Raw genomic sequence first — 19,047 nt, forward strand, 5'->3', positions numbered from 1 at the left:
TCTGGACAGCTTAAAAATTGCGGCTATTGTAGCTTAACTCTCGCAAAAGTTGAGCTAACTTTCGCTGTGACCCGCCGCTTTTCGCTTAACAATAACTAAGGTGCTGGCCACTTTGTCCTGAATCGCCTGCCGGTTGGGGTCCCATAAAATTTGCAAAAAACCAATTAAGCCAGTGGCTAAACCCGCACCATAACCGCCTTGCCGGCTAAAGGAATTCCATAAACTCAGTGGCTGGTCATCCAACTGCACCACCTGAATGCCCATCAGCAGTTTGCCGATAGTCTGGCCATGATTCCAGCTAATGTAAAACGTGAAATAGAACATAGCCCAGCCAAAACCCACACCAAAATCCGCCAGGATCCCTGTCACCCATTGCAGCAAACTGTGGTTGGACTGCTCCAGCTTTTGCCAGAGGTTTGGCTCCACATCATCGGCTTTGGGCTGTATTTTGCTGTGGTTTTGATTAGTACCCATCACAGGTTGTGTTAACTGCTGCAGCTGACTGGCCTTCAGCTGTTTTTGTTGTGATTCGTTCAGATGGCTGGCTTCGATGAGCTCTTCCAGGGTGAGCTTTTTGTCCTCCAGACTCATCTCACTGGCATTTAACTGCTGGCGAAATTCAGCGAGTTGCTCACTGACACAGTCATAATCACAGTTATCGTTGGCCACTTTGAGCGCCACCCCCGCCATTGGAAGTGCCAGGTCCGTCGGCAGGTTAAGTTTTTTTACGTCGCCGGAGTCCGGTTTTTGCGGTGAAAAATCAAGGGTAAACGCCAGAGTCAGGGCGACAATACCCACCAGTACCGCCTGTTGAATGCGCTGTTGCCGCACCCGGTTCCACAGCAAATAGCCCAACAATGGCAACACAAACACCAGGCTGCCTGAACTCAGGGCGCTGATCAGCAAGCCGTCTATGCCGATGGCGATACCCCGACGCATAGGTTTGGCAAGTGGTTGACCAATCAGACTGTCCGCCACTTTAAAGGCGTGCGGCGTGACTATTTGGCGAATTTCTTTTTTGCTGAGCTGATGACCGGTTTCATCAACAAAGGTATCAGGCGCGACCTGGGTAATATCATGGGAAGCATCGGGCGACGTCATGGCGATTCCTTGCACTTGGAGAGAAAAATTACTTTAAAGTCAAAAGCCGGTGCGGGCAATAGCGCGGTTGTTTTGTAGGCGCAACCGCCAGCATGCGGCCATTCAGACGTTCGTTTTGCTCAGCCAGCCCATCACTTGCTGTAAGCCTTGCAACGAAAAATCGGCCATGCGCTGCTGCACTAACTGGCGGATGATGTCAATCGAATGGTAATGACGCCACCAGGGCAATGGCTGTGGGTTCAGCCAGGCGTTATGGCTGAAATGCGCCAGCACACGTTTTAACCAAACCTCACCGCTTTCCTGGTTAAAGTGCTCAACACTGCCCCCTGGATAAGTGATTTCATAAGGACCCATAGTGGCGTCGCCTACCAACAGCAATTTGTAGTCGCTGCCATAACGATGCAGCAAGTCCATGGTGGACAGTTGGTCCTGAGCGCGGCGCTTGGCTGAGCGCCAGACGGTCTCGTACACACAGTTGTGGAAGTAGAAAAACTCCAGATGTTTAAATTCGGTGCGGGCCGCCAGAAACAGCTGCTCGCATTCATGGATGTAATCATCCATCGAACCACCGATATCAAACAGGATCAACACTTTGACGGCATTGTGCCGCTCGGGCTGAAACTTCAGATCCAGCCAACCGGCTTGCTGCGCCGTGGCTTCAATGGTGCCGGCTAAATCCAGTTCGCTGGCGGCGCCGGTACGGGCAAAACGGCGCAGTTGCCGCAGCGCCAGCTGCAAAGCCCGGTGGTTCAGCTCAGCCTTGTCGTCGAAATCTTTAAACTCGCGTTGGTCCCAGACTTTTACCGCCCGGCGAGCTCCACTGCCCTGCTGGCCAAGCCGGATCCCTTCCGGGTGAAAACCATAAGCACCATAGGGCGAGCTGCCACCTGTGCCTATCCATTTATTACCACCGGCATGGCGTTCGTGCTGCTCCTGCAAACGCTGACGGAATTGTTCCAGCAGTTGCTCCAGCCCGCCCAGGCTTTGCAGCCTCGCTTTGTCTTCAGCCGACAACTGCCGTAGCAAACCGGGTACCAGCCAGTCATCCGGAATAAGGCTGAGCGGGTCCAGACTGACCAGGCCCTGAAAATAATCAGCAAAAGCCCGGTCAAATTTGTCGTAGTGGCGCTCATCTTTCACCAGGCAAAGCCGTGACAGACTGTAAAAATCGTCCAGACTGGCGAACACCAGCCCTTGCTGCAATGCCTGCAGCAGGTCCAGCAACTCGGTCAGGCTGCAGGGCACACCGTAGTGGCGCAGCCGCAGAAAAAACTGCACCAGCATCAGCGCTGTTGCCTTTTGGCTAAAAAGGCCAGCTTTTCCACCAGTTCAACATCCTGCTCGTTTTTCAGCAAGGCGCCATACAAGGGCATCAGGCCGCCCTGATGCTGGCGGTCTTGCAGCACTTCGGCGCCGATATCTTCGGCCAGCAACAACTTCAGCCAGTCCAGCAGTTCGGAGGTGGACGGCTTTTTCTTCAGTTGCGACAGCTGGCGCAGTTCAAAGAACACCTCAAGAGCCGTGGTCAGCAGTTGCTGCTGCAACGAAGGGAAATGCGCCCGCACTATTTGCGTTAAGGTATCGGCGTCCGGAAAACGGATGTAATGGAAAAAGCAGCGCCGCAAAAAAGCGTCCGGCAGCTCTTTTTCGTTATTAGAGGTAATAATCACCACAGGGCGCTGGCTGGCTTCAATGCGCTGGCCGGTTTCGTACACATCAAAGGACATCCGGTCCAGCTCGTGCAATAAATCGTTTGGAAATTCAATGTCCGCTTTGTCGATTTCATCAATCAACAGCACAGGCCGGCTTGGCGCGGTAAAGGCCGTCCAGAGTTTACCTGGTTTAATGTAGTTGCCGATGTCGGCCACCCGCTCACTGCCAAGCTGACCATCCCGCAGCCGCGACACCGCATCGTACTCGTATAAGCCTTGTTGTGCCTTGCTGGTGGACTTGATTTGCCAACGGATAAGCTCAGTGCCCAATGACAGCGCCAGCTCTTCCGCCAAGCGGGTTTTACCTGTACCGGGTTCCCCTTTGAGCAATAAAGGTTTTTCCAGTTTAACTGCGGCATTCACAGCCAGTGCCAGTTCATCAGAAAGAATATAATGTTCAGTGCCTTGGAATTTCATTTGTCAGGGTCCGGCCTTTAAAAAGATGGCTATATCTTATAGCAAAACTATTCTTTCGTTTTTAGAAGGCACTAGTATTCTTATAACCAATTTGATGCAACAGGAGCTTTTTTAGCATGGCAACTATTTATGAAGACAACTCGTTGTCACTGGGCCGTACCCCACTGGTGAAACTGAAACGAGTGACTGGCGGCAATGTCTACGCCAAAATTGAAGCCCGTAACCCGAGTTTTTCGGTGAAATGCCGCTTAGGTGCCGCGCTGATTTGGGACGCCGAGAAAAAAGGCCTGTTGGGCCCAGGCAAAGAGCTGATTGAGCCCACCTCTGGCAATACAGGTATTGCCCTGGCTTTTGTCGCTGCCAGCCGTGGTTACCCGTTAACCCTGACCATGCCAGCCACCATGAGCCTGGAGCGTCGCAAGTTGCTCAAAGCCCTGGGTGCCAATCTGGTACTGACCGAAGGGCCAAAAGGCATGAAAGGCGCCATTGAAAAAGCCAAAGAAATTCAGGCGTCCAACCCGGACAAATACATCCTGTTGCAACAGTTTGAAAACCCGGCCAACCCACAAATTCACTTTGATACCACAGGCCCAGAGATCTGGAATGACACAGACGGTCAGGTCGATATTTTCGTTGCTGGTGTCGGTACCGGCGGCACCATTACCGGCGTCAGCCGTTATATCAAACAGGAAAAAAACCACCCGCTGCTGTCAGTCGCGGTAGAACCTGCCGACTCACCGGTGATTAGCCAGGCGCTGGCCGGTGAAGAAATCAAGCCAGGCCCACATAAAATTCAGGGCATTGGCGCTGGTTTTATTCCGGGCAACCTGGATTTAAGCCTGATTGATGCGGTGGAAAAAGTCAGTAATGACGACGCCATTGCGATGGCGCACCGTCTGATGAAAGAAGAAGGCATTCTGGCTGGTATTTCGTCTGGCGCCGCCGTGGTCGCCGCCAAACGCCTGGCCGAAAAACCAGAAAACGCCGGTAAAAACATAGTGGTGATCCTGCCAAGTTCGGCAGAACGTTACTTATCCAGCCCACTGTTTGCCGACGTATTTACTGAGCAGGAACTACAGGCTTAATCAGTTGAAAGCACTCGGAAAAAGGCCGGAACTCCGGCCTTTTTCTTTACTTTACCGGCAAAAAAAACCACACTAGGCTGTCTTTAAAGCTCAGTGGGTGTGCAGATGTTCAGATGGATCCTTTTATTCGCAGCCTTGGTGCTGGCAGGCTGTCAGGAAGACAAGCCTAAAGTTAACGCCGACGTCGCCTCCCCCGAATATGCCGCTGGTGAATTCTTCCACGCGCTGTACACCAGCAAAAACCTGAGCCGGGCCACCAAACTTGCCACCGAAAGCTATGCACGGGTATTAAGCTCGTACGGCAGCACCCGCAGCATTACCAACACCCTGTACAACATGAGCTTTGATGAAGTGACCATCAGCATTGACCGCACAGGTAAAAACCTGCGTGAGCAGTATGGCGACGAAGCCGAAGTCACCCTGTTGTTTGAAGGCAAAGCCAATGGCGGTAAAAAAATAGAGCTGCGGATCGCCCGGATGATTAAGGTAGACGGTAAATGGAAGGTGGCAGGGGTTAAACCTAACCCCTTCTCCCGCACTGATGTCTGAGATGGGCAGTTAGCCCTACTTTTTCTGCAAAAATGAACGCACGGCCTGCTGGCAATCAGGTCCTGCCAGCAAACGTTCAAATTGCTGCAGTTCCGCCTGGATAGCACCAGCCACAGCCGCAGGCTGACGCATTAAAGCCCTGGATGTTTGCACCGCATCGGCTGGCAAGGCCGCCAGCTTCAGCGCTTTGCCAAGCGCATAGTCCAGCAGTTTTGGCGCGTCCACCAACTCATTGACCATGCCCATTTGCAGCGCCTGCTCTGCAGTCACAGCTTCCGATAACAACAGCATGGCACTGGCCCGCTGTAACCCCACCAGCTTGGGCAATAACAAACTGGACGCAGCTTCCGGGCACAAGCCTAACTGCGTAAAAGGCAGCTGAAAGCGGCATGGACTGCTGGCGTACACCAGATCGCAATGCAGCAACATGGTGGTACCGATGCCAATCGCAAGACCGGACACCGCAGCCACCATCGGCTTGGTAAAACTGGCCAGCTTTTGCAAAAACTGCACGGTCGGGTGCTCCGCATTCAGCGCGCCGCCACCGAGAAAATCAACCAGATCATTGCCGGCACTAAAGCAGTCGGCGCTGCCCTGGAACAGCACCACCCGCACCTCTGGATCCGCCTGCGCCTGTTCCAGCGCCGACACCAGATCACGATACATTTGCTGGCTGAGCGCGTTTTTTTTATCCAGTCTGGCCAGCGTCAGCACCAGCACACCTTGCTGTTGTGTTAGTTCAATCGCCATTGCTTACTCCCCCGCCACAGCGCCTTCACGGCGCGGATCGGCTGCACCTTGCAGCACGGCGCCCTGACGCTCGATGGCATGAATGCCACTGTTTAAGTCACCCAGTTTTGGCTGATAGCCGAGTTCTTTCAGGGCAGGCACTAACTGTTCCAGCACCGTACCCTGCTCCAACACCAGGCCGTCATTGCGATGGCTGAAGCGGGGTAAAGCCGCAGCTTGCGCCGGGTCCATGCCCCAATCCAGCACCGCAATCAGGTTCTGCGCGACGTAGTTAATAATACGGCTGCCCCCCGGAGAACCGGTCACATATTTCAGCTGACCACTCTGGTCAAACACCATCACAGGGGCCATTGACGAGCGCGGCCTTTTGCCACCCTCCACCCGGTTGGCCACCCAAAAACCATTCAGGCGGGCGTCGAGCGAGAAATCGGTCAGCTGGTTGTTCAACAGATACCCATTCACCATCAGGCCGGAGCCAAAGGCATTTTCAATGCTGGTGGTCATACTGACTGCATTGCCCTGGCTGTCGACCACTGACAAATGGCTGGTATTGGCAAACTCAATGGCTTTGCTTGGCACCATAGGCTCAGCACCGACAGGCTGACCGGCTTCGGCTGGCGCACCTTCAGGCTGCGCCAACAGCGCGGCGCGTTGTTTCAGATAGCCGGCGTCCAGTAAACCAGCAACCGGGACTTTGACAAAATCCGGATCGCCTGCAAAACGCTCCCTATCAGCAAAAGCCAGCTTGGCCGCCTGGCTGATCAAATGCACAGCGTCTACCGAATTGGGTTTGAGTTTGTCGACCGGCGTCGCTGCTAACAAACCTAAGATTTGCAGAACGGCCAGACCACCTGAACTTGGAGGTGCCATAGAGCAGACTTTGTACAACCGATAAGGAATACAAATGGCGTCACGCTGCACCGGCTGATACGCAAGTAAGTCCTGTTCGGTCAGTTTGCCCGGATTCACCGACGCCTGTTGCACTGTATTGACAATCGCTTTGGCGTTGTCTCCCTGATAAAAAGCAGCGCTGCCTTCTTTAGCAATGCGGCGCAGCAAGGCCGCATAAGCGGGGTTTTTTAAGGTTTGGCCAGCCTGCAACCACTGACCAGTCGGTTGAAAATACGCTTTGGTCGGCGCAAAGCCGGTCAGGCCTGGATTCCAGCCAGATGCCAATAAGCCGGCCAGACGCGGGCTGACCACAAAACCCTGCTCTGCGGTCTTTATCGCCGCATCAAATAAACTGGCCCAGGGCAATTTGCCGTGCAGCTGATGCGCCAGCTCCAAGGACTTCACTACACCAGGCACGCCAACGGATTTGCCGCCGACAAAGGCTTCGCGCCAGGGCAACAGCTTGCCATTCACGCGGAACAAGTCAGGCCCGGCCTGTTGTGGTGCCGTTTCACGGCCGTCAATGCTGGTCAGTTGTTTGTTGGCGGCATCAAAGTGCAGCATAAATAAACCGCCACCAATACCTGAGCTCTGTGGCTCCACCAGGCCCAACATCAGCTGCATCGCAATAGCGGCATCCACCGCACTGCCGCCTTTGGCCAGCACCTGACGGCCCGCTTCCACCGCCAGCGGGTTAGCCGCCGTCGCCATATAATGCGAGCTGGTTACCAGCGCTTTGTGTTCAATTGAGGTGGTGGCTTCAGGGTCTTGTTGTGTGGCCAGCACTGGCAATGTCAGCACTGAGCTCAGGCACAGCACCTGAGCCAAATAAGAAATTCTTAACTTCATGGGTACGACTTCGTTGTGGTTAGACCATTACCTTACCCTGTCACCCAGGTGGTTTCAACGCAGAAAACCGCACTCTGCCACACCACAGCATGAAATCACCGCAGACAAAAGGCGTCTGCATGGCATAATGCAGCATCTGAATCGTGCTGGGCCCCTTATGTCTTTGTTTCGTCAACCTTTAATTTGTCTGTTTGCGCTAGCGCTGTTGTGCCTTTTATTACACCTGTTGTCAAGCGCGGCCACTGACTGGCTGAATTATCAACGCGCCGAACCGCTGCAGCTGTGGCGTTTCTGGACCGCGCATTTGCTGCACAGTAATTTCTGGCATCTGGCGATGAATCTGGCCGGTCTGGCGGTGATTTTTTACCTGCACCAGATGCACTACAGGCCAAAACAGCTGCTGCAGTTTTTTCTGCTGTCAGCCGCCCTGCTAAGCGCTGCACTCTATGTATTCAGTCCGGATATTCATAGTTATGTCGGCTTGTCCGGCCTGCTGCATGCACTGCTGGCGTTTGGCGCCGTACGCGACCTGCAGCAGCGCTGGTACTCTGGTGGCTTAATACTGCTGGGCCTTGCCGCAAAAGTGGCTTACGAACAACTGGTTGGCGCCGACCCTGCGCTGGCGGCGCTGATTGACGCCAGGGTTGCGGTGGACGCGCACGCGTATGGGTCAGTCATTGGGGTGCTGCTGGCGTTTTTACTGCCCAATTATGGGGCGCAGGGCGATTCAGCCAAAGCGGAGAAAAAATCCGGTTCGGCCTGAAAGCTCAGCACCTTTCCAGTCAGTGGATGGGTGAAACTTAACGACCAGGCGTGCAGCATTAAACGGCTGGCCTGCTGCTTGGACTCTGGGTCGGCATAAAACGGGTCGCCCAGGATCGCATGCCCCAGCGCCTTCATATGCAAACGCAGCTGATGTGAGCGACCAGTGACCGGCTCCAGTTCCACTAAGCTCGCCTGATGCTCTGGTAAGGTTTGCAGCAGGCGGTAATTGGTCTGACTCGCCTTGCCGTTTGGGTCGACTTTATACAGCGGTCGGTGCTCTGGGTCAGGTGCCAGGGCGGCATTCACCTGGCCCGAGCTCTGGCTTAGCTCGCCAGCAACAACCGCCTGATACAGCTTTTTGGTCTGGCGCTGCTGAAACTGAATACTGATTGCCGACAAGGCCTTTTTGGTCAGCGGCAGGACCAGCAAACCAGAGGTATCGTAATCCAGCCGGTGCACTATGCTGGCGGTTGGAAACTCTTGTTGCACCCGGGACAACAGACAATCGCGGTTAGCAGGATGGCGGCCAGGTACCGTCAGCAGACGCGCCGGCTTATTCACTACCAACAGCTGTTCATCCTGATACAGCAGCTGCCAGGCGTCTGTGGTTGGGGTCAGTACGGCTAATTCATCAAACGAGTCTGTCATATCAATTAGTTGCATCAGGCTGCATACAAAAGGCTGGCTATTATGCCAGAATTGGCAACTAAACCAACCAGCCCAAAGCGACCCATGCACAGGCCCTTTATTTATCAGCCGCCAAACGACCCGCTGGATATTCTGTACCAGGACAAAGATATTGTGGTGTTGAATAAACCCAGTGGTCTGTTAACCAACCCAGGACGTGGCCCCGACTACCAGGATTCGCTGCTAAGCCGTGTCTTGCTGCAGTTTCCAACCGCGCAGCTGGTGCACCGGCTGGATTGTGCCACTTCTGGCCTGGTGGTCTTTGCGCTGCGACGTAAAGCCGAAGCGGCCTTGAAACAACAATTTGCCACCCGCTCGGTGCGCAAGACTTACCGCGCCAGGGTGTGGGGCCAGATAGCCGAACATGGCAAAGTGGACGCCCCGCTGATTGCCGACAGCACTCAACCGCCGCTGCAAAAGATTTGTCACAGCACAGGCAAAAGTGCACTGACCTTTTTTCAGCGCTTAAGTCAGGATGAGCACAGCAGTCTGGTGGAATTGCGTCCGGTAACCGGCCGCTCGCATCAGCTGCGGGTGCATATGCTGAGCCTGGGCCATCCCATTCTGGGCGATGCCTTTTACGCTCATGATGACGCCTTTGCGGCCGCGCCACGTTTATTACTGCAGGCACAATGCCTGGAGCTGTACCAGCCCTACTCGTCCCAGTTACTGCGCTTCGAACTGGAACCGGACTTCGACTGACAAAAAGAAAAGGGCCTTGCGGCCCTTTTTGCTTTACGACGTCTCTTTTACAAGGTCTCTTCGAACAACTTCAGAATACGTTTGTATTCGTCCAGCCAGCTGGACGGTTGACGGAAACCATGCGGCTCCACCGGGTAAATCGCCGTTTCAAAGTTGGCATTTTCATGCTCGATCAGACGTTGCACCACGCGCACCACGTCCTGGAAGAACACGTTGTCATCCACCATTGGCGCGTTGATCAACAGCTTCGACTTCAGGCCTTCGGTAAAGTAAATCGGTGAACTGCGACGGTACGCAATAGGATCCACATCCGGCGTGTTCAGAATATTGGAGGTGTAGGGGTGGTTATAGTTCGCCCAGTCACTGACCGGGCGCAGCGCGGCACCGGCTTTAAACAGATCTGGCTGAGTAAAGAGTGCCATAAAGGTCATAAAACCGCCGTACGAACCGCCATAGGTGCCGACACGGGCGCGATCTACGTTGGCATTTTTCACCAGATAATCCACACCATCCATCAAATCCTGCGTTTCCGGCGTGCCCATTTGACGGTAAATGGCGGTACGCCAGTCACGGCCGTAACCTTTTGATGCCCGGTAATCCATATCCAGCACCACGTAGCCTTTTTGCAGCAACAGGTTATGGAAGAAGTATTCGCGGAAATAACCTGACCAGCCCAAATCGCTATTCTGCAGGTAGCCGGCACCATGGTTAAAGATCACCGCGCGGCGTTTTTCGCCCTGCTGATAATCTTTTGGCAGATAAAGTTTGGCGAATACCGGCTGTTTGCCATGGCTGGATGGCACAGCAACCACCTGAGGCGCCGCCCAGTTCACCGCTTTAAACGCAGCTGTGGTGGTGTTAGTTAACCGACTGGCGGCCGCTTTTGGCTTGTTGTCCATCAGGTACAACTCTGGCGGCGTCACCGAGTTTGACCAGGTCAGCAGTAGTTTGCTTTCATCCGGTGATAACTGGAAATCAGCCGAACCTTTTAGTGCCGTCATCTGCTCCAGTTGACCCGATTTCAAACCAACCCGGTACACTTCGTAAATACCAGGGTGACTGACATTGCCTTTGAAATACACGTACTGATCGTTTTTGCTCAGTACGGGGCTGCTGACCTCAAAGGTACCAGCCGTCAGTTTCTTCGCTTTGCCATCCACAGGCTTCAGGTACAAATGGGCATAGCCTGACTCTTCAGACAAGAAATACAGGCTACTGTCATTGTGTAACCAGCCGAAGTCGTTGAAGCTGTAATTGACCCAGGCGTCGTCATGCAAGCGGTGCTGGTTGACCAGACGTTTGTTGGCAAAGTCCACAGTAGCCAGCCAACGGTCTTTGTTGTCCCAGGCTTTGAGCATCACAGCAACCTGCTTGCCACTCTGATGCCATTGAATAGCGCCGTTAGCCCAGCTCCAGTCGTTCATCAGCGCGATAGCACGTGGTGCCTTTTTCGATTCGTACTTTTTACCTTCGGCTTTGGCGTTTTCCGCTTTGACGCTGGCCAGTACGTCTTCATCAAAACCTGGCAGGCTGTCGTATTTCAGCTCTGTCACTTCGCCCGAGATCAGGTCTACCAGCATTAACTGCTGCGATTGCGGTTTTTGATCCGCTACTCGGCGGCGAGCTGGCTGAGCGGCAATACCACCAGATGCGGTGATGTAGTTTGGCATAATGTCTTTATCGTCACGCCAGGACGATTTATCGGCCAGTGCCACCAGTAGTTTGTCAGCGCTCGGTGACAGCACGGCGCTGGCAATACGTTTGTCTTTGTCCAGGTAAATAGCTTGCGGCGCCAGCGTTGCATTTTGCTTGGCCAGCAATTGCTGCTGATCGAACTTGTCTTTGGCGTTCTGGTGTTCAAGCGCGATAAATTGGATCAGCTTGTGCTGCTCCTGCGCCATATAGTTTTTGGCAACTTCCGGCGCTTTAGGCGCATCGGCGTTTTTCAGGCTGACGAGCTCAGTTAAAGCGCCGCTGGTTAAATCCAGCGCCTGAAAGGTCCAGCCCTGACGGAACACCAGCCGGTTGTCAGCCAGGAACATCACGTCTTCTGCCGCTGTGGAGCTACGAGTCACCTGGCTGAGCTGGCCTTGTTTCAGCACAAAGACGTTGCCTTCAAAGATCCAGGCTTTGCTGGTCCCGTCCGGGCTGGTGATCAGGTTGTTCGATCCCAACTGATGCCAGTTAGCCATCGGTACCAGCTCTGCCGCAGTACCTGCAGCGGCTTGCTGGGAATACCAATCGCGAATTTCTGAGCCTTCACGTTTTTGTTGGTAATACAGACGACTGCCATCTGCGCTGAAAAATACGTTCTCGACAGCACGCTGAACCCAATCCGGATGCGCCATCGCCTGCTCAATGGTCAGGCCGGTTGGGCCGGGTTGCGGTTGCTGCGCCACAGACACAGGCGCCAGTTGGTAGGTCTGAGGTTCGCCGGCCTGGACCGGGCTTTGTAGTGCGGCAGCCAGTAAGGCAGCCAATAACCAAGGTTTTGTTTTCATTCTGTTGTTCTTATCTGTTGTAACCAGCGTCTTTTATACAAAGAAAATGACGGTGGGCCAAGTGCTGCGGTGTAGCCATGGGATTAACAGGAGCCAATGGGCGACAAGCGGAAGCTGCAAACAAAAAAAGCCACCCGAAGGTGGCTTACAAGGAGTGCTGCATCAATGCAGACAGGAACAAGAAGGGTAAAGCTCAGTGCAGCTTATGCCGCCACTGATGGCGCTAACTCAGCCAGACGGGCTTTGGCCGCAGCCAGTGCTTTTTCTGCGCTTTCCGGCCCCATATTCAGGCCTTCAGCGTAGACAAAGTGAACATCTTTCAGACCAATGAAGTTCAGGAAACTTTGTACAAATGGCGTCTGAGAGTCAGCAGAAGTACCTTGGTACAGACCACCACGGGTCGCCAGTACAATCACTGGTTTATCATCCAATAAACCGACCGGGCCGGTTTCGGTGTATTTGAAAGTGATACCCGCACGGGCCAGGCGGTCAAAATAAGCTTTTAACTGGCTTGGAATGCCAAAGTTGTACATGGGTACGCCAATCACAATGGCGTCCGCCTTTTTCACTTGAGCAATGGCGTTGTCAGACAAGGCAGCCAGAGCTTTTTGCTCCGGGGTGCGGTCTGACTCAGGTGTCATCCATGCACCGATTTCGGCCATCGCCAGGTGTGGGTAGCTGTCTTGTGCCACGTCCAGCGTCTCCAGACTGAAACCAGCAGGTAATTGCTGCAGGAACTGCTGAGACAGTTGGGTGGATTGACCTTTGTCGCCGCTGATTGAACTATTGATTACCAGAATGTGTGCCATGTTTTACGCTCCTCTGAGTTGATAGGCACAGATTAACTCGTATTTTTTAGATAAAAAATCAGAATAAAACGCTAAATTAGTTCGATTTATTCGAATGAAAAACAGCCAGTGCAAGCACTGCCTGTTTTCTCTGTTAAGACATACGACGCTAAGAAGAGGGTCAGGCTAACAACGCTACGCCGCCTTTGAGGTTATAGACCTGCTGATAGCCAGCCCGGGCCAACACTCTGGCCGCCAGCAAGCTGCGGTTGCCGGAGCGGCAGACCAGTAAAATAGCCTGTTGGGTAGTCAACTGACCTTCACTTAAACGCTGCACCAGACCTGATAAAGGCACGTGTTCAATCCTATGGTCAGGAATATAGTTCTCCAGCGCACCGGCCACTTGCTCGTAGGTTTCCCGCACATCCCAGATCTGCAGTGTTTTTTGCTGCTGCAGCAGCGCCTGCAATTCGTGATGGCTAATAAGCGCCTTGGCGTCTGACGCACTGACCTCGACCACACCGCAAAAGTGTTTTTGCTGCTGTTTCAGCCACTCATGTTGTGCCAACAACTGCTCTGTCCAGCTGTTACAACAATCCGGTTGCTGCAACAGACTTTGCAACACAGGTTGTTCCTGCAGTACCAAGTCCCAGCGGGTAAAAAAGCGCTGGGCATAATCATGGCTGGACAACACCAGGCTGTGCGGCGCTAAGCGTTGCTGCAAACGTTGCAGGCTCTGCACAAAAGCCTGGCTGTCGGCTCCGGGTAAATCCAGCCGGCCTGTGCCACCGGGTAAAATAAAATCACCGGTAAAGGCAAATTTCTGCACGTCGTCTTCGGTCACCAGCACTGTCACTGCTTCCGGGCTGTGGCCCGGTGTTGGCACACGGCTGAGCTGATAACGCCCGCACTGCACCTGCGCTTGTTGTTCCGGCCAGCCCAGCACATCCACACTGTCAGCACTGCAGAAATTGGCAAGCAAGGCGCACAATTCTGGCCTGGCTGAATGGTGGTCTTTGTGTAAATGGGTGTCCAGAATAGCGATCACCTTCAGCTGATGGCCCTGCACCAGCTGTGCAATGCGGCTGGCCAGGCTCTGCACCGGGTCAATCACCACCAGACATTTGGCTTTGGCGTCCACCAACAGGTAACTGCATAAGTCTTCGTGTTTTAACTGGATTAAACCGTCAATAGGTTGCAAGTCAGTGCTTTGGGCATCGCTGAGCACCAGGCAGCAGCTGTCCACTACAGCTTTTAGCGAACGGATCCGCTCACAGGCGGCGGTGCATTCCTCTGCCGTCATCGCTGGACCAAAAGACAAACGCACCGCACCTTGGGAGCGCCAGAGTTCCAGTCCCATAGCATTGAGGACAAAACTGCTGGGGATCTTTGAACTGCAGGCAGAACCGGCACTGACACGAATGGCTGCTGCGTCAAATAGATCCAGAATGTCTTTACTGGCAAAACCTGGTACGGAAAAATTCAGCGTGGTGGGCACCACATAAGGCGCATCGCTGTTCAGCACCAGCTGTGGAAATACCGTTTTTAACGCCGCCAATAACTCACTGCGGTACTGCCACAAGCTGTCACTGCCTACAAAGTCAGAGTGTTCTTTGGCCAGCAGCTGGCGAAACACCGCATTTAATGCCGCAATACCCGGCAGGTTCTCGGTGCCAGAGCGCAAACCCGCTTCCTGACCACCACCGGCCATCAGGGGCACATAAGGAGCGCCACTGCGCGTATACAAAAAACCAATACCTTTGGGCGCATACAGCTTGTGACCACTAAAAGGCGCGTAATCCACCCGCAATGACTCCAGTTGCAACGCAGTTTTACCAAGCGCCTGCACACAGTCCACCAGCCATAAAGGCTGATGCGAGCCGCCCTTTATCAACGCCGACAATGCGACCAGGTCTTGTGCAACGCCAGTTTCGTTATTGACCGCCATGGTACAGACCAGTGCACAACGCGGCAGATGCTCGCGGATAAAGGCCTGATCCAGCAGACCATGCTGGTCAACCGGGATGGCTTTGATTTCTGCATTGAGCCCCAACAACTGGTTCCAGTGCTCCAGGCTTTGCGGCACCGCTTTGTGTTCTGTGGCGCCATATAGCAACAACACCGGCTGATCAGCAGCTGCAGCCCGCGCAGCGGTCAGTGCCGATAACACCGCTACCTGAATACCTTCAGTGGCACCTGACGTAAAAATAATATCGCCCTGCCCGGCTCCAATCAGTTCACGCGCCAGTTGCCGGGTTTGTTCCAGCTGTACTTTGGCTTTGATGCCTGTGGCATGGCTGGAACTTGGATTGCCGAAACTTTGCTGCATCGCATATTGAGCTGCAGTAGCGGCGCAAGCTAATACGGGGGTGGTGGCATTGTGATCCAGATAAATTTCCGGATTAGGTAGAGCGGACATTCTCGGCACCTTATTTTATAACTGATATAACTTAGTGTTATATGGATATAACAAGAATAATAAACCAGAGCCAAAACGAAGGACAAGCGAAAAAAACAGCATGGTTCAGCTAAAAAAAAACCGCCAGTACGGCGGTTTGTTGTTTTGTGGTGTTATTCCACCAAATCTTTTGGAATTTGTGAGCGCAGTCCAGACCAGATAATGCCACTCTCTTTGCCGTATTTACGCACAGCAAACACCACTTCATCGTGTTTACCTGCTTCTGCGTACAGTTTTAATTGCTTGTAATACTGACGAGCCAGCTCACGGGCTTCCGGATTGGAAAAGTAAAAACGGGCAATCTTGTTGTACAGACCACGGAAGCCGTTCAGGATCAGCACATAAATGCGGTTGGACGAATGCAGCGCCAGCTCGTGGTTCAGGTTGTAATCGAACTCAGCGAAGGCTTCGGGTGTATCTTCCAGCTGCTCTGCTGCAGATAACGCAGCGATAACCTGGTCTTTGTGGGTTTTCACCGCGCCACGGATATAAATGGCGCTGATGTTAGTGCGGGCCGACAGCAACTCGTTGACCAGATCAGGCATCTGATCTTCGTCCAGCCGGGCCAGCGTTTCCAGAATATTCAGACCTGAAGTTTCCCAGAAATTATTTACTTTGGTTGGTTTGCCATGCTGGATAGTCAGCCAGCCGTCACGGGCAAGACGTTGCAGCACTTCACGTAAGGTGGTGCGGGTGACGCCTATCAATTCAGACAATTCACGCTCTGCCGGCAAAATTGAACCAGGGGCGAACTTTCCGTTCCAGATCGACTCCACGATATATTCTTCGGCAAAACCCGCCGGGCTTTGAGCTTTAATCAGATTCATAGTCATGCAATATGGCCCGCAATCATTGTTATTATGGGAAAACGGCACTGATTGTACCAGAGGTGCGGCAGTTAACAAGCCGGGCGTTTAAAATTGAGTTTCAGCAAGCTGAACCGCTGGCAAATGCTGCGAAAGAACGCATTCAAACAGGCTTTTGGCTGATCCATAGAGACATTGGTTGTGTTTGCTATTGATTTGCTCTAGATTGAGCCCATAAAAAAAATTTTGTTCGAACAAACAAAGGGATCCGAATGTTGGTGATTCTGGCCAAATGGTCAAAACAACGCTGGGCTTGGGGCCTGTTGGCGTTCTCCGCGCTGGTGCTTTTACTGGCCGCTTTGTATTTCCAATACCAAATGAATTTGGAGCCTTGCATGCTGTGTGTGTATGCAAGGGCTGCCCTCACAGGTGTGATGCTGGCCGGTGTTATCGGCATGACAGCGCCGAAAAGTGGCACGGTTCGCGGGATCGCCTGGCTGCTGCTGGCGGCTGCTGTCAGCTGGGGCCTGTTCAATAGCCATGATCATGTCCAGGTCGAGCAACTGGTGCAATCCGGTGGATTATATACCTGCAGTCTGTTCCCTGAGTTTCCTTTAGGTTTACCGCTGGACCGCTGGTTCCCTGACGTATTTAACCCAACAGGCATGTGCGGTGAAATCGGCTGGTCATTCCTTGGGTTGTCGATGCCGGAATGGACCCGGATCATCTTTGTGATCTACAGCCTGTTTACCTTATGCCTGCTGTTCAGTCAGTTTAAGAAAGTGAAATACAACCCCTACGATTAGCAGCAATAAAAAAGGGCCTGACGGCCCTTTTTTATTATCGGTTCACCGGCAATTAGCCAATGATATCCAGCAGCTCGACGTCGAAAATCAGCGCGCTGAACGGGCCAATTTTGCCACCGGCACCGCGCTCGCCATAAGCCAGTTGGTGTGGGATGTACAGACGTAACTTGGTGCCAACTGGCATCAGTTGCAGCGCTTCAGTCCAGCCAGCGATCACGCCAGACACCGGGAACTCAGCAGGCTGACCACGGTTGTAAGAACTGTCAAACACAGTGCCATCAATCAGGGTACCGTGGTAGTGCGTGCGAACCGTGGAAGCACGGGTTGGCTTCTCGCCATCGCCCTGTACCAGCACTTCATACTGCAGACCGGAGTCAGTCACAGTGATGCCTGGCTTCTTAGCGTTTTCCGCTAAGAAGGCTTCGCCGGCAGCGGCCAGTTCTTTGGCTTGCTCAGCTTGCTGAGCTTCCATCCGCTGGGTGATCACAGCAAAAGCTTCACGGATTTGCTGTTCAGTCACTTCAGGCTCGTCGCCCTGGAAAGCTGCGGCCAGACCTGCAGCTACCGCCAGGATATCCAGACCATCAAAAGGATTGTCAGCCAGTTGCTGACCCATTTGCAGACCAATGCCGTAGCTGGCATGCTGCTCAAGCGTTGTAAATTTAGTCATGAGACCTGCTTTAATAAAAGGCGATACCGCCTGGTTGTGACTATACCCGTTTTTCAGGTACATCCGTCACGCTTCAACCCGGGAACACCGGATCACGAAAGTTGTTGTACCTGAGCCCACAGCCCCAGCACCAGCTGCTGATCCTGCTCATTCAACTCGCCGTTGGCAATAGCCTGCTGCAGGCTTTGGTCAATATCTGCTGTAAGTTCAGCCACGGCGAACTCTTGCTCCAGCACCTGACGTTGGCCAATAGCCAAATCGACATGACCACGTAAGTAGCCACTGGCAAATAACTCATCATCACTGGCTTTGGGCACCAGCGCATCAAAAAAATCAGCCACCTGACTGATAAACAACTGAACCTGCACTACACGTCCTCCAGTCCCAGACGATACATCACATAATCGTTATAGCCCACCAGCACGGGGATCAGCCCCTGCAGCTCCCGGTCGAGTTCTGCATCGCCGGTATCTGCCAACAGAGGTCGCCCTGCCAGCTGTTTTAATTTGGTTTTGGTGGCAATCAGCAGGATATTGTCCCGCCCTATCGCCCGGATCACCGCCGGGCTGAGTTGCTGGTTGCCGCGGCCAAATACATGACCCTGGCCACCAATTAAGGTGATCACCAGTTTACAGGCGTGCCCTTGCACCAGTTCAAGCAGCTGGCTGGCCGTGACGTCGCTGGCAATCAGTTCGCCGTTTTCCACCACGTCCACGCCCAACAAGGTATTGTCCAGCCCAAGCTCAGCCATCACAGCGGCCACTGTAGAGCCAGAGCCCATCACATACCGGACATCGTCATCCATTTGCGTCGCGACGTAAGCCGCCAGGTCGTCAAGCACCAGCTCTTCGACTTCTTTACCGCCACTTTTTACATTCTGCACATAACGAAGCTCGGCTGGAATGCGCATCTCGCCGTAGCGTCTGGCTTTGACCACCCCCTGACGAAAAGCCGCTTCATCAATATCCATCACAGCGGCTTCGGTCAAGCTAACCAGTTCACCGGCCACCAGTTGGGCTATCACTTTGCCGGCGGCAGCCGGGCTAATGGCGTAGACGCCTGAGTGAATTTTACAGCCGGCCGGAATGCCCAATACCGTGGTTTTATCCTGCACCACAGTGCAGATATTGCGTGCCGTGCCATCGCCACCGGCAAACAGCAACAGGTCCACCCCGGCTTCGGCCAGTGCCAGCGCCGCCGCTTCGGTATCGGCTGCACTGGTATCAAGCTGTGCGGGCTGATAACAAATGCGGACCTGAAACCCCATCTCAGCCGCCAGCTCTGCGCCCATAGCACCAGCCACGCTGTAGATCTCCAGCTGATCGGCCAATGGCAATAACGGCTCCAGCGCTTTACGGGTTTTCTCCCCGGCCATCGGCACAGCGCCAAGCGCCAGCGCCTGCTCCACCACACCGTCACTGCCTTTGAGGGCTACAGCGCCGCCAACCCCGGCAACGGGGTTAATGATGAGCCCTAAACGAAACCGACTTGCCACAATGACCTCTGGCTT

The 19,047-nt window shown here is 53.7% G+C and carries 18 protein-coding genes; 5 read left to right on the forward strand and 13 right to left on the reverse strand.

The features are described 5' to 3' along the window. Positions 1–54 precede the first annotated feature (54 nt). The 3 genes from ACFO3I_RS15285 to ACFO3I_RS15295 all read right to left on the reverse strand — a co-directional run bounded on the left by ACFO3I_RS15285 (position 55) and on the right by ACFO3I_RS15295 (position 3,230). Entirely contained in the window at positions 55–1,101 is a 1,047-nt protein-coding gene (locus tag ACFO3I_RS15285; protein ID WP_377335387.1) for an RDD family protein, read from the reverse strand. A 102-nt stretch (positions 1,102–1,203) separates the two neighbouring features. After that, the gene (locus ACFO3I_RS15290) at positions 1,204–2,385 is read right to left on the reverse strand and encodes a vWA domain-containing protein (protein WP_377335389.1); all 1,182 of its coding nucleotides are present in this window, start codon (positions 2,383–2,385) and stop codon (positions 1,204–1,206) included. Next, complete coding sequence (locus ACFO3I_RS15295) at positions 2,385–3,230, reverse strand: AAA family ATPase (protein WP_377335391.1); 846 nt, start codon at positions 3,228–3,230, stop codon at positions 2,385–2,387. The genes ACFO3I_RS15290 and ACFO3I_RS15295 overlap by 1 nt, the downstream gene beginning before the upstream one ends. 116 nt (positions 3,231–3,346) lie before the next feature. On the opposite strand from ACFO3I_RS15295, the gene cysK reads away from it, so the two are divergent. Together cysK and ACFO3I_RS15305 are read left to right on the forward strand one after the other, a co-directional pair. Continuing rightward, entirely contained in the window at positions 3,347–4,315 is a 969-nt protein-coding gene (gene cysK, locus ACFO3I_RS15300) for a cysteine synthase A (protein WP_377335393.1), read from the forward strand. A gap of 105 nt (positions 4,316–4,420) precedes the next feature. Continuing rightward, on the forward strand, positions 4,421–4,864 hold the full coding sequence (locus ACFO3I_RS15305; protein ID WP_377335395.1) for a nuclear transport factor 2 family protein: 444 nt from the start codon (positions 4,421–4,423) through the stop codon (positions 4,862–4,864). Between the two features lie 15 nt (positions 4,865–4,879). On the opposite strand, the gene ACFO3I_RS15310 is transcribed toward ACFO3I_RS15305, so the two are convergent. Then, positions 4,880–5,614: an enoyl-CoA hydratase-related protein gene (locus ACFO3I_RS15310; RefSeq protein WP_377335397.1), complete on the reverse strand. Its 735-nt coding sequence runs from the start codon at positions 5,612–5,614 to the stop codon at positions 4,880–4,882. 3 nt (positions 5,615–5,617) lie between these two features. Beyond that, entirely contained in the window at positions 5,618–7,354 is a 1,737-nt protein-coding gene (gene ggt / locus ACFO3I_RS15315) for a gamma-glutamyltransferase (RefSeq protein WP_377335399.1), read from the reverse strand. Positions 7,355–7,511: 157 nt separating this feature from the next. On the opposite strand from ggt, the gene rrtA reads away from it, so the two are divergent. After that, complete coding sequence (gene rrtA, locus ACFO3I_RS15320) at positions 7,512–8,117, forward strand: rhombosortase (protein WP_377335401.1); 606 nt, start codon at positions 7,512–7,514, stop codon at positions 8,115–8,117. Here rrtA and ACFO3I_RS15325 read toward each other — a convergent pair. After that, positions 8,063–8,782 (reverse strand): RluA family pseudouridine synthase, encoded by a 720-nt coding sequence (locus tag ACFO3I_RS15325; RefSeq protein ID WP_377335403.1) that lies wholly within the window; start codon positions 8,780–8,782, stop codon positions 8,063–8,065. The genes rrtA and ACFO3I_RS15325 overlap by 55 nt on opposite strands. Before the next feature lie 69 nt (positions 8,783–8,851). Between ACFO3I_RS15325 and ACFO3I_RS15330 the strand changes: the two genes are divergently transcribed. After that, entirely contained in the window at positions 8,852–9,508 is a 657-nt protein-coding gene (locus ACFO3I_RS15330) for an RluA family pseudouridine synthase (RefSeq protein WP_377335405.1), read from the forward strand. Between the two features lie 47 nt (positions 9,509–9,555). Here ACFO3I_RS15330 and ACFO3I_RS15335 read toward each other — a convergent pair whose 3' ends face one another. From ACFO3I_RS15335 to fadR, 4 genes are all read right to left on the reverse strand, one after another. Further along, positions 9,556–12,009 carry a S9 family peptidase gene (locus ACFO3I_RS15335; RefSeq protein ID WP_377335407.1) on the reverse strand — a complete coding sequence of 818 codons (2,454 nt, stop codon included), beginning with the start codon at positions 12,007–12,009 and terminating at the stop codon, positions 9,556–9,558. 203 nt (positions 12,010–12,212) lie between these two features. Beyond that, positions 12,213–12,818 carry an FMN-dependent NADH-azoreductase gene (locus ACFO3I_RS15340; protein ID WP_377335409.1) on the reverse strand — a complete coding sequence of 202 codons (606 nt, stop codon included), beginning with the start codon at positions 12,816–12,818 and terminating at the stop codon, positions 12,213–12,215. A gap of 160 nt (positions 12,819–12,978) precedes the next feature. After that, positions 12,979–15,216 carry an aminotransferase class V-fold PLP-dependent enzyme gene (locus ACFO3I_RS15345; RefSeq protein ID WP_377335411.1) on the reverse strand — a complete coding sequence of 746 codons (2,238 nt, stop codon included), beginning with the start codon at positions 15,214–15,216 and terminating at the stop codon, positions 12,979–12,981. A gap of 152 nt (positions 15,217–15,368) precedes the next feature. Further along, positions 15,369–16,088: a fatty acid metabolism transcriptional regulator FadR gene (gene fadR, locus ACFO3I_RS15350; protein ID WP_377335413.1), complete on the reverse strand. Its 720-nt coding sequence runs from the start codon at positions 16,086–16,088 to the stop codon at positions 15,369–15,371. A gap of 245 nt (positions 16,089–16,333) precedes the next feature. Here fadR and dsbB point away from each other — a divergent pair, with 245 nt between their 5' ends. Then, a complete protein-coding gene (dsbB, locus tag ACFO3I_RS15355) occupies positions 16,334–16,867 on the forward strand; it encodes a disulfide bond formation protein DsbB (RefSeq protein ID WP_377335415.1) in 534 nt (177 codons plus the stop codon). 52 nt (positions 16,868–16,919) lie between these two features. Here the strand turns inward: dsbB and ACFO3I_RS15360 are convergent, their stop codons facing one another. From ACFO3I_RS15360 to ACFO3I_RS15370, 3 genes are all read right to left on the reverse strand, one after another. Continuing rightward, complete coding sequence (locus tag ACFO3I_RS15360) at positions 16,920–17,537, reverse strand: FKBP-type peptidyl-prolyl cis-trans isomerase (RefSeq protein ID WP_377335417.1); 618 nt, start codon at positions 17,535–17,537, stop codon at positions 16,920–16,922. 92 nt (positions 17,538–17,629) lie between these two features. Next, positions 17,630–17,905 (reverse strand): YfcL family protein, encoded by a 276-nt coding sequence (locus ACFO3I_RS15365; protein ID WP_377335419.1) that lies wholly within the window; start codon positions 17,903–17,905, stop codon positions 17,630–17,632. Next, positions 17,905–19,032 (reverse strand): ATP-NAD kinase family protein, encoded by a 1,128-nt coding sequence (locus tag ACFO3I_RS15370; protein WP_377335420.1) that lies wholly within the window; start codon positions 19,030–19,032, stop codon positions 17,905–17,907. The genes ACFO3I_RS15365 and ACFO3I_RS15370 overlap by 1 nt, the downstream gene beginning before the upstream one ends. Positions 19,033–19,047: the final 15 nt, after the last annotated feature.

Source organism: Rheinheimera marina (genome assembly GCF_042654345.1).
Lineage (GTDB): Bacteria > Pseudomonadota > Gammaproteobacteria > Enterobacterales > Alteromonadaceae > Pararheinheimera > Pararheinheimera marina.

Coding starts and splice junctions, on each gene's coding strand:
- fadR (WP_377335413.1), bottom strand. CDS start 16,088: ATGACTATGAATCTGATTAAAGCTCAAAGCCCGGCGGGTTTTGCCGAA.
- ACFO3I_RS15285 (WP_377335387.1), bottom strand. CDS start 1,101: ATGACGTCGCCCGATGCTTCCCATGATATTACCCAGGTCGCGCCTGAT.
- ACFO3I_RS15340 (WP_377335409.1), bottom strand. CDS start 12,818: ATGGCACACATTCTGGTAATCAATAGTTCAATCAGCGGCGACAAAGGT.
- ACFO3I_RS15305 (WP_377335395.1), top strand. CDS start 4,421: ATGTTCAGATGGATCCTTTTATTCGCAGCCTTGGTGCTGGCAGGCTGT.
- ACFO3I_RS15325 (WP_377335403.1), bottom strand. CDS start 8,782: ATGCAACTAATTGATATGACAGACTCGTTTGATGAATTAGCCGTACTG.
- ACFO3I_RS15310 (WP_377335397.1), bottom strand. CDS start 5,614: ATGGCGATTGAACTAACACAACAGCAAGGTGTGCTGGTGCTGACGCTG.
- ACFO3I_RS15330 (WP_377335405.1), top strand. CDS start 8,852: ATGCACAGGCCCTTTATTTATCAGCCGCCAAACGACCCGCTGGATATT.
- ACFO3I_RS15290 (WP_377335389.1), bottom strand. CDS start 2,385: ATGCTGGTGCAGTTTTTTCTGCGGCTGCGCCACTACGGTGTGCCCTGC.
- ACFO3I_RS15295 (WP_377335391.1), bottom strand. CDS start 3,230: ATGAAATTCCAAGGCACTGAACATTATATTCTTTCTGATGAACTGGCA.
- ggt (WP_377335399.1), bottom strand. CDS start 7,354: ATGAAGTTAAGAATTTCTTATTTGGCTCAGGTGCTGTGCCTGAGCTCA.
- cysK (WP_377335393.1), top strand. CDS start 3,347: ATGGCAACTATTTATGAAGACAACTCGTTGTCACTGGGCCGTACCCCA.
- ACFO3I_RS15335 (WP_377335407.1), bottom strand. CDS start 12,009: ATGAAAACAAAACCTTGGTTATTGGCTGCCTTACTGGCTGCCGCACTA.
- ACFO3I_RS15345 (WP_377335411.1), bottom strand. CDS start 15,216: ATGTCCGCTCTACCTAATCCGGAAATTTATCTGGATCACAATGCCACC.
- ACFO3I_RS15360 (WP_377335417.1), bottom strand. CDS start 17,537: ATGACTAAATTTACAACGCTTGAGCAGCATGCCAGCTACGGCATTGGT.
- rrtA (WP_377335401.1), top strand. CDS start 7,512: ATGTCTTTGTTTCGTCAACCTTTAATTTGTCTGTTTGCGCTAGCGCTG.
- dsbB (WP_377335415.1), top strand. CDS start 16,334: ATGTTGGTGATTCTGGCCAAATGGTCAAAACAACGCTGGGCTTGGGGC.